Raw genomic sequence first — 2,034 nt, 5'->3', positions numbered from 1 at the left:
CAGACCACCGAGGATCCTTGGCGCACCCTCGTCAAGAAGTACCCCGTCGACGCCATCGTCGAGGGCAAGGTCACCAAGCTCGTCACCTTCGGCGCCTTCGTCGACCTCGGCGACGGCGTGGAGGGCCTCGTCCACATCTCCGAGATGGCCAAGTCCCACGTCGACCAGCCGTCCCAGGTCTGCTCTGTGGGCGACACCGTCCAGGTGAAGGTCATGGAGATCGACCTCGACCGTCGTCGCATCTCCCTCTCTATGAAGGCCGCCGCCGAGACCCTCGGCACCGAGGTCGAGGTCAAGCCTCTCCCCGAGTCCGAGAAGCCGGCCGAGGAGGCCGCCGAGGCTGAGGAGACCGCCGAGGAGTAAGCTCCCCGTCGCGCCCAGCGTCGCTTCATCGAGCACTGGAGGAGCCGTCCCTCGGGGCGGCTCCTTTATGTTCCCGGGGATTCGGCCCCGAGAGCGAATTCCAGCTTCAGCTTTGGGTAGAAGAAGCGATGTGCGTTTCGGAACCGTAAGTTCGAAAGGACCTTCCTTATGTCCGACCAAAACAAGCCGAAGACCGATTGGAACGCCAAGAGGGCCGAGGCCGAGCGCCAGGCCGCCCAGTGGCTCCGCGGTCGCCAAGGCCCTGATGACCTTGCCATGGCCTGCGTCTACCTGGCGCTGCTGCTCGTCATCATCAACATCTTCGCGCACGCCGGCTGGCTCGGCTGGCTCGCGCTCGCGCTGATCGTCTACGCCGGCTTCCGCATCCAGTCGAAGAACCTCGGCTCGCGCTCGCGCGAGAACGCCGCCTTCCTCAAGGCCATCGGGCCCGCCCGCCCGTGGCTGCAGAACCCCAAAGCCGCCGCGGCCGAGGCCAAGCAGTACAAGCACGTCAAGTGCACCCACTGCGGCCAGAAGGTCCGCGTGCCGCGCGGCAAGGGCAGGCTCCGCGTGACGTGCCCGAAGTGCCACGAGAAGTTCGAGGTCAAAGCGTAATTGCCGAGGCTTCGTGGATGGCGACGCCCTTGTCGGTCAACCATGCTTGTGGCTGCTTAAGTGAATTTAAGAGCAATATGAAAGAAGCCCCGGAGGTGTTCCGGGGCTTCTTTGTGGATGGTCGATGTTTGTTCTAGAGGACGAAGAGGAGGGCCGAGAGGGTGATGCAGACGCTGCCGGCCAGGGTGAAGAGATGGAAAATGAAGTGCAGGTAGCGGACGTTCTTGGGGATGTAGAAGAGCGCTCCGACGGTGTAGCTGATGCCGCCCGCCAGAAGGAGCCAGAACGCGGGCGCGGGCAGCACCTGATAGAGGTCGACGATGTGGAAGACGACCGCCCAGCCGAGGATCACGTAGATGAGCGCGGTGAGCCATTTGGGCTGCTTCTCGCGCAGGAAGCACTCGGCGACGATGCCCACGATGGCGACGGCCCACACGGCGATGCCGAGCGCGATGCCCCCGCGGTCGGCGAGCGCGACGAGCGCGAACGGCGCGTAGCTGCCGGCGATGAGCAGGTAGATGCCGCAGTGGTCGAGCACGCGGAACACGCGCTTGGCTTTCTCGGGCGCGATCGCGTGGTAGAGCGTCGAGAAGAGGTACTCGACCAGAAGGCCGATGCCCATGAGCAGCGCCGCGGCGAGCCTCACGCCGCCGCCGTGGCTGACGGCGCGCACGATGAGCAGCACGAGCGCGGCGATGGAGAGCAGCGCCCCCACGCCGTGGCTCACCGAGTTCGCGACCTCCTCGCCGACCGTGTACCTGCGCTTCGCCTTTGTGTTCTCCATCGCAATACCGTCCTCGGGTAAAAGCGGCGCCCGCCGCTCGGGTTTATACTGTGTTCTTGCTAAACGAGCATACCCCATAGATGTTGAGGAGTCATGTTATGAAGAGATCCACGTTCATCGCCAACGCCGCCGTGTGGGGCGTCATCTCGGCGATCTGCGTCGTGTTTTTGGCCTGGTCGGCGTCGGTTGGCGGGGACTTCGGCGACAACATCGCCCTGCTCACGATGGCTGTATTCGCCAAGCCGGTCGGCGCGTTCTCCATCGCCGCGCTC

The 2,034-nt window shown here is 64.6% G+C and carries 3 protein-coding genes; 2 read left to right on the top strand and 1 reads right to left on the bottom strand.

The genetic code is table 11. The features are described from left to right. Nucleotides 1-363, top strand: a 363-nt coding sequence (locus ACT84W_RS08980; RefSeq protein ID WP_444328962.1) for a S1 RNA-binding domain-containing protein, incomplete at its 5' end; no start/stop codon positions are given. 168 nt (nt 364-531) lie between these two features. Then, on the top strand, nt 532-978 hold the full coding sequence (locus ACT84W_RS08975; RefSeq protein ID WP_432290852.1) for a zinc ribbon domain-containing protein: 447 nt from the start codon (nt 532-534) through the stop codon (nt 976-978). A gap of 133 nt (nt 979-1,111) precedes the next feature. Here ACT84W_RS08975 and trhA read toward each other — a convergent pair whose 3' ends face one another. Beyond that, the gene (trhA, locus tag ACT84W_RS08970) at nt 1,112-1,762 is read right to left on the bottom strand and encodes a PAQR family membrane homeostasis protein TrhA (protein WP_417574948.1); all 651 of its coding nucleotides are present in this window, start codon (nt 1,760-1,762) and stop codon (nt 1,112-1,114) included. Between the last annotated feature and the right edge of the window lie 272 nt (nt 1,763-2,034).

This window comes from Paratractidigestivibacter sp. (assembly GCF_052362415.1).
Lineage (GTDB): Bacteria > Actinomycetota > Coriobacteriia > Coriobacteriales > Atopobiaceae > Paratractidigestivibacter.
This window is presented reverse-complemented; position numbering and strand designations above follow the sequence as displayed.